General features: G+C 62.5%; 8 protein-coding genes. 4 read left to right on the top strand and 4 right to left on the bottom strand.

Going from position 1 to position 7310, the window contains the following annotated elements; translation table 11 throughout:
- Positions 1-322, bottom strand: a 322-nt coding sequence (locus VFL62_RS11005; protein ID WP_325172402.1) for a PaaI family thioesterase, incomplete at its 3' end; no start/stop codon positions are given.
- Between the two features lie 99 nt (positions 323-421).
- On the opposite strand from VFL62_RS11005, the gene VFL62_RS11000 reads away from it, so the two are divergent.
- The gene (locus VFL62_RS11000; protein WP_325172403.1) at positions 422-772 is read left to right on the top strand and encodes a DUF1330 domain-containing protein; all 351 of its coding nucleotides are present in this window, start codon (positions 422-424) and stop codon (positions 770-772) included.
- Positions 773-838: 66 nt separating this feature from the next.
- On the opposite strand, the gene carA is transcribed toward VFL62_RS11000, so the two are convergent.
- Positions 839-2029, bottom strand: a complete 1191-nt coding sequence (carA, locus tag VFL62_RS10995) for a glutamine-hydrolyzing carbamoyl-phosphate synthase small subunit (RefSeq protein WP_325172401.1) — start codon at positions 2027-2029, stop codon at positions 839-841.
- Positions 2030-2203: 174 nt separating this feature from the next.
- Here carA and VFL62_RS10990 point away from each other — a divergent pair, with 174 nt between their 5' ends.
- The 3 genes from VFL62_RS10990 (at position 2204) to VFL62_RS10980 (ending at position 5297) form a co-directional block, all read left to right on the top strand.
- Positions 2204-2659, top strand: coding sequence for a GatB/YqeY domain-containing protein (locus tag VFL62_RS10990; protein WP_325172400.1), 456 nt, complete (start codon positions 2204-2206; stop codon positions 2657-2659).
- Between the two features lie 161 nt (positions 2660-2820).
- Positions 2821-4431 carry an acyl-CoA synthetase gene (locus VFL62_RS10985; protein ID WP_325172399.1) on the top strand — a complete coding sequence of 537 codons (1611 nt, stop codon included), beginning with the start codon at positions 2821-2823 and terminating at the stop codon, positions 4429-4431.
- Positions 4432-4520: 89 nt separating this feature from the next.
- Positions 4521-5297 (top strand): DUF2189 domain-containing protein, encoded by a 777-nt coding sequence (locus tag VFL62_RS10980; RefSeq protein ID WP_325172398.1) that lies wholly within the window; start codon positions 4521-4523, stop codon positions 5295-5297.
- Between the two features lie 46 nt (positions 5298-5343).
- Here VFL62_RS10980 and VFL62_RS10975 read toward each other — a convergent pair whose 3' ends face one another.
- Positions 5344-6060, bottom strand: coding sequence for a substrate-binding domain-containing protein (locus VFL62_RS10975; protein WP_325172397.1), 717 nt, complete (start codon positions 6058-6060; stop codon positions 5344-5346).
- 116 nt (positions 6061-6176) lie between these two features.
- The coding region (locus VFL62_RS10970; RefSeq protein WP_325172396.1) for a carbohydrate porin at positions 6177-7310 on the bottom strand (1134 nt) is incomplete at its 5' end.

Raw genomic sequence — 7310 nt, 5'->3', positions numbered from 1 at the left:
TCTTGAATTCCAGCGTGGTGTAGCCGGTGCCGGCCGGCAGCATCGAATGCACCGCAAGCCCCATCGCGGAATCCAGCAGCGCCGCGGCATAGCTGCCGTGTACCGAGCCGATCGGATTGTAGTGCCGGAAGCCGGGGACGCTGAGGAAGGATACAACGCCGGGCTCGGCCGAATGCCCATAGGGCTCGATCGTCTGCATGATCGGCGGCGCCGGCAACGTGCCGTCGAAGGTGGCGCGGATGAAATCGATTCCCTTCATCGCGGCCATCACCTCGGTCGGCGTCACGCCATATTCGATCTTGCGCTGAGTGGGAGCGGTCATGGGTCGGCTATCTTTCCGTAAGATGATGCCAATCATAACAAATGATGTACATCATGCAATAATCTGAAAATTTATTGCACAAGGGGGATAGTGCTCGACATGGCGGTCCACCGATGGCAACACGAGCGCAGGGATTGCTTGGGCAGGGTTGATTCTATGCCGGCTTACGTTCACGTCAATCTACAGGTTGTCGATCCGGCCAAGCAGGCGGCGCTCGCTCCTCGCTTCAAGGCTGCACTCGAAGAAGCGGGCGGGCGAATCCTTTATTTTGGCCGGGTCGCCGCGGTGCTCGAAGGCGACGAGATGCCGTTGCCGATGGCCGGCGTATTCGAGTTTCCGACGCTCGCCGAGGCATTGGCATTCTACAATTCGGAAAGCTATGCGCCGATCAAGGCTGATCGCCAAGAAGCTCAACGGGCGAGGATGTTCGTCGTCGAGGTCGGCCCATAGCTGTGAGGCGGGCCGCCGACAGCGGCGCAGCCCGCGCGCCACGCGTCACGTTGTTGCGCGATCGGCCTACGCCCGCTTCTTCGCCCGCATCAGATCGGCAAAGCGCTGGAACAGATAGTGGGAATCGCGCGGGCCGGGCGAGGCTTCGGGATGGTACTGCACCGAAAAGACCGGCTTGCCGTCGAGCGCGATGCCGCAATTGGAGCCGTCGAACAGCGAGACGTGGGTTTGCGTCGCGCCTTTCGGCAGCGTCGCCTGGTCCACCGCGAAGCCGTGGTTCATCGAGGTGATCTCGACCTTGCCGGTGGTCTCGTCGCGAACCGGGTGATTGGCGCCGTGATGGCCCTGATGCATTTTCTTGGTCTTGGCGCCGACGGCTAAGCCCAGCATCTGGTGGCCGAGGCAGATTCCGAAGGTTGGCGTGCCGGAGTCGATCACCTTTTGAATCACGGGCACGGCATATTTGCCGGTCTCGGCCGGATCGCCCGGCCCGTTCGACAAGAACACGCCGTCCGGTTTCATCGCCAGAATGTCTTCGGCCGATGTCGTCGCCGGAACCACGGTGACCTTGGCGCCGACGCCGGCGAGCAGCCGCAGGATGTTGCGCTTGATCCCGTAGTCGACCGCAACCACGTTGAATTCCGGATTGGTCTGGCGGCCGAATCCGTTCTCCCACGCCCACGGCGTCTCATCCCAGGTGAAGCGCTGCGCGGAGGTGACCATCGGCACGAGGTCCATGCCTTCCAGACCCGGCCATTCCCGCGCCTCTTCCTTCAGGGCATGCAGATCGAACTTGCCGTCCCTGGCGTGCGCGATCACGGCGTTGGGCATGCCCTTGCTGCGGATCAGCGACGTCAGTGCGCGGGTGTCGATGCCGGAGAGGCCGATGATGCCACGCGCCTTCAGCCACTGATCGAGGTGGCGCGTAGCACGGTAGTTCGAGGGATCGGTAATCGCGGTGCGCAGGATCACCCCGCGGGCGCCCGGCGTCGCCGCCATGTTCACCGTCTCGATATCCTCGTCGTTGGTGCCGACATTACCGATATGGGGGAAGGTGAAGGTGATGAGCTGGCCGGCATAAGAGGGATCGGTGAGGATTTCCTCATAGCCGGTCATGGCGGTGTTGAAGCAGACCTCGCCGACGGCGTGGCCCTCGGCGCCGAGGCCGAAGCCTTCCAGCACCGTTCCATCGGCCAGCACGAGGAGTGCGGTCGGCTTGTGGTCCGGCCAGGCGGCAGTATTTTCTGATGTCGTCATGAGGCCTCTAAATAGTCTTGCCCGCCGTCTGCGTCAAAGCCGGAAACGGCCCGATTCACATGCGTTTTCAGCATATTTCCGGGCAGTTGGCTGGGCCTGCGGCGGGAACGCAGGTTGTCTCTGTCGGCCGAACCGCCTAGATCAACGTCTCGAGCCGAAAAGAGGGTGATTCCCATGCTGCGCGACGACATCAACAACGCGGTCAAGGACGCGATGAAGGCCAAGGACGAGCGCAAGCTTTCGACGCTCCGGATGGTCAATTCGACCATCAAGAACGCGGACATCGCCGCGCGCGGCGAGGGCAAGCCACCGCTGTCCGACGCCGACCTGCTCGGCGTGCTGCAGAAGATGATCAAGCAGCGTCAGGAATCCGTCGAGCTCTATGAGAAGGGCGGCCGCGCCGAACTCGCCGCGCAGGAGCGCGCGGAGATCGACGTGATCACGGCCTACCTGCCGAAGCAGATGTCGGACGAGGATGTGAAGGCCGCGATCGCCGATGCCATCAAGGAGACCGGCGCGAGCGGCATGAAGGACATGGGCAAGGTCGTAGGCGTGCTCAAGGGCAAATATGCCGGGCAGATGGACTTCGGCAAAGCCAGCGGATTGGTGAAGGCTGCGCTGACGGGTTAAGCTGCGCGGTAAATGGTCGTCCCCGCGAACGCGGGGACCGATACGCCGCAGCCCTGGTGAAGTGAACAAGCGGAAGCCAACTCAATATTAGACCGAGCTTCTTGTGGTTATGGGTCCCTGCTTTCGCAGAGACATGCTTGAGAGATTGAGAGCCTTTTCTCATGCTCACCGAGACCAACGACTACGACCAGCTCTGCCGCGAATTTCGCTGGGAGATCCCTGCGCGCTTCAACATGGCGACCGCCTGTTGCGACCGTCATGCGGACGGCTCAGGCCGCCTGGCGCTGATCTATGTCGACGAGGACGGATCCTCGCGCCGCACCTCCTTCGATGAACTTGCCGATCTGTCGCGCCGCTTCGCCAGCGTGCTCAAGGCCGACGGACTGGTGCGCGGCGACCGCGTCGCGCTGTTCTTGTCGCAGTCGCTGGAATTGCCGGTCGGGCATCTCGCAGCGTTTCGCGCCGGCATGATCTCGATCCCGCTGTTCGCGTTGTTCGGCGAAGAGGCGTTGGAATTTCGCCTGGCAAATTCCGCCGCCAAGGCCATCGTCACCGACGCGGCCGGTTGGGAGAAGCTGCAGAAAATCCGCGCCAGGCTGCCGGATCTGAAGAATGTCTATCTCGTGGGTGAGGAGGCGGGCTCCGGTACCAAGGCATTCTGGCCGACCCTTCGCGCCGCCTCGAACGAATTTGAGACCGTCGATACCTCCTCCGACGATCCCGCCATCATCATCTACACCTCGGGCACGACCGGGAATCCGAAAGGCGCCCTGCATGCCCACCGCGTGCTGCTCGGCCATCTGCCCAATGTCGAGATGGCTCATGACTTCTTTCCCAAGCCAGGCGACGTGATGTGGACGCCGGCCGACTGGGCCTGGATCGGCGGACTGTTCGATGCACTGTTTCCGGCCTGGTATCACGGCGTGCCGGTGGTCGGCCATCGCGCCCGCAAGTTCGAGCCGCATGCGGCCATGCAGTTGATGGCCGATCACGCCGTGCGCAACGTGTTCCTGCCGCCGACCGCCTTGAAGCTGATGCGCCAGGCCGAGGTGAGGCATCCCGGCGTCAAGTTGCGCAGCATCTTCACCGGCGGCGAATCGCTCGGTGTCGAGCTGCTCGACTGGGTGCGCGCGACCTTCGGCATCGAGGCGCATGAGGTGTTCGGCCAGACCGAATGCAATCTCGTCGTCGGCAGCAATGCCAGACTGTTTCCGATCCGGCCCGGTTCGATGGGCAAGGCAACCCCGGGTTTCGACGTGCGCATCGTCGACGAGCAGGGCAACGAACTGCCGCGGGGGACGCGCGGCATCATCGGCGTTCGCCAGCCCAATCCGGTGACCATGATCGAATACTGGAAGAACCCGGAAGCCACGCGGAAAAAATATGCCGGCGGCTTCTTGTTGACCGGCGACCTCGGCCGGCAGGATGAAGACGGCTATTTCTGGTATCTGAGCCGCGAGGACGATGTCATCACCACCGCGGGCTATCGGGTCGGCCCGTCGGAGATCGAGGATTGCCTGCTGAAGCATCCGTCGGTGGCGATGGCAGCCGTGGTCGGCATTCCAGATCCCGTACGCACTGAATCGATCAAGGCCTGGATCGTGCTGCGGCCGGGCTTTGCGCCGGGCGAGGCCTTGGCGCGCGAGATTCAGGATTACGTGAAGGTCAAACTCGCCGCCCACGAATATCCGCGCTTCGTGCAGTTCACCGACAGCCTGCCGATGACCGCAACCGGCAAGGTGCTGCGGCGCGAGTTGAGGGCGCTGGGCTGATGCGCGTTTCGCGCTCGGCGGTTTGACGCAAATCAAGGCGCCTGCCGTCCCGCCCGGTGTCAATTTCCCCAAACGATTTGGGGGGATACATGTCCATTTCCGGCAAGGTCGATCCGGTGGTTCGCCCGATCGCAGCGGCCGATATCGCCGAGGCGCTCGGCCAGGGCCTGCGCGACTTTCAGGCCAAGCCGCTCTACGGCCTCGCGTTCGGCGCCTTCTATGCCGTGGGCGGCATCGTCATCCTGCTGTGCCTGACCGCCTTTGGCATGGTCTATCTGGCCTATCCGCTGGCGGCAGGTTTTGCGCTGATCGGTCCATTCGTGGCGATCGGTCTTTACGAAGTCAGCCGCCGCCGCGAGACGGGGGAGGCGATTTCGATGCGGGCGATCTGGTCGACCGTGACATCGCGCAGCGAGATCGGCTGGATGGCCTTTGTCACCCTGTTCATCTTCGTGATCTGGATGTACCAGGTCCGCTTGCTGATCGCCTTGTTGATCGGGCTCAATGCCTCGTTTTCCAGCCTGAACGAATTCATCACCGTGGTGCTGACCACCGACGAGGGCCTGGTGTTCCTCGTGGTCGGCAATCTCGTCGGAGCGGCCTTGTCGCTCGTTCTGTTTTCCCTGACGGTGGTGTCGTTCCCGCTCCTGCTGGAGCGCGATGTCGATTTCATCACCGCAATGATCACGAGCGTGCGCTCGGTGGTGATGAGCCCGCTGCCGATGATCGGCTGGGCGGCGGTCATCGTCGTGCTGCTCGCGATATCGGCGCTGCCGTATTTCCTGGGTCTCGTCGTCACCTTGCCCGTGCTCGGGCACGCGACCTGGCATCTCTATCGCCGCATTGTCGCGCCGGTCGCAGCCTGATGCCTGCGGCTGCTCGGCTGCGGGCGAATTGAGGCTGCGAGAATTCTTAAGGTTTGCGGCCGATCCCGACCGGTTGCATGCCGGACTCCTTGATGGCTTTCGTGGTGCGGTCGGATACCAGAAATTCGATCAGCTTTCTGGCCTGTTCCGGATTGTGCGCGGTCTTGACGATCGATGCCGTGAACATCTGGACCAGTTGCACTTCGTCGGGAAGCGGAGCTACCAGCTCGACGCCGGGTTGACTGATAATCTCGCTGACCGGCCCGATGGCGAGATCCGCTTCGCCGGCTGCAAGCATGTCGGTCGAATCCGTGCCGCGGGGCACCATCTTCGGCGTCACCTTGCCGGCGAGGCCAAGCTTCGGAAACACCACGTCCGTCATATAGATGCCGCCGGTGCTTGCCGGCATGACCAGCCGGGGCGTGTTGAGCAGCGTTTGTTTGAGCGCATCGACGGTGCTGACGTCGGGCTTGGGACTTCCCTTGCGCACGGCAGCGGCGAGCGGCACGCTCGCAAGTTCGGCTTCGGAGCCGGTCGCGATATAGCCCGCCGCGATCAGCTCGTTGAGGCCTTCCCTTGACAGGATGACGACGTCGACCTCGGTGCCTTGCTCGAGCTGGGACTTGATGGTTTTCGGCCCCTTGCCTTGCGACGCGCCGGACAGTGTCGTCACGGCGACGCCCGTGCTCCGCTCGAACTCCGGGAGAACCGCGCGATAGGCTGGCGAGAAGCCGCCGGAAATCATGACAGTGAGCTTATCCATGGCGTTAACTGGTGATGTCGCAAAGAGTGCGGTGAGAAGCACACTAAGGAGGATCGCGAACTGTTTTGGCATGGTTACGCCTCCGGAGAAAGCGCGGCCATAACATCATGGCTTTCTTAGAACTGCCAGTGCGCCCGTGCCGCGAACACATTCACCGGGCCGCGGTCGGCGTTGTAGCCGGGATTGGCGATGAACTGGTAATCGAAGGTGAGCTTGGTCGAGCTGTTCAGCGCGATACTGTAATAGGCCTCGAGAATTTTTTCGGTGCTGTAGTTGGTCAATTGCCCGTCGCCGACGAGGATGCCGAGCCCACCGGCATTGAGGAAGGCAATGTGCGCGTTCGAAATCCCATTGATGATACCGGCGATCCCGATGGTGTCGTCGGGCCGGCCCCATGATTTGCCGCCGATCGAAACGCCGCCGGAGACCGTGCGGTCGACGTCGGTGAAATCCCAGGGTTCGATCTGGCCGTCGGCCCAGCCGGCGCGAAAGAACACGCCGAGATTTTCCATCACCTGCTGCTCGAGGTTGAGGCTGACGCCGGGCCGGCTGGTGTAGGAGCGCACGGCGTTGATGTTGGCCGGCATTCCCGTGGCAATTGCGAGCGCGATCGCGTCGTTGAAATTGCCGGCGCTGCCGCGATTGAGGAATCCGGTGATCTTGATCTTGCCCGGCTGGCCCCACAGATCGTAGCGCCGTTCGATTTCACCGAGGAGCGCAAACTGCTGGAAGGTTGGATCATTCACACCGCCGAGCGGGCTTATGCCGCCGGCGGGCGATTTGGAAAGATCGAACACGCCGCCCCGAAAAGTCCATTGCCCAGTGTACCATTCGGCTGCCGCGCCGTAGGTGTATCCCCAGCCGTCGCCGGCATAGTCGAAGGTGCCGGCATTGACCAGCGACCAGTTCAAAAAGTCGCTCTTCGGATTGTTGGCGTATTTGTTGGTGTCGAAGATGTCGTTGATACCGAAGCGGCCCGCGGTGATAACCAGGCGCTCGGTCGAGCGGGTGCCCTTGAACTGGGTGAAGTCGTCGTCGACGTTTTCGGTGTCGCCGCCGAGATTGATGGTCTGGCGCAGGAAGGCGCGTTGCAGTCGCGCGTAAGGCGTGGACGATCCGATCTTGTAGGCTTCGGCGCTCGGAAAACCGGCCACGCCATGGGTGTCGTTAAGGCCATGGCCCTGATCGATCTCCGGATTGGCCCAGAACTCCGCGCCCGTCCACAGTTTGACGCCGACCGACAGCGTCGT

It is taken from the genome of Bradyrhizobium sp. (assembly GCF_035701725.1).
Classification (GTDB): Bacteria; Pseudomonadota; Alphaproteobacteria; order Rhizobiales; family Xanthobacteraceae; genus Bradyrhizobium.
This window is presented reverse-complemented; position numbering and strand designations above follow the sequence as displayed.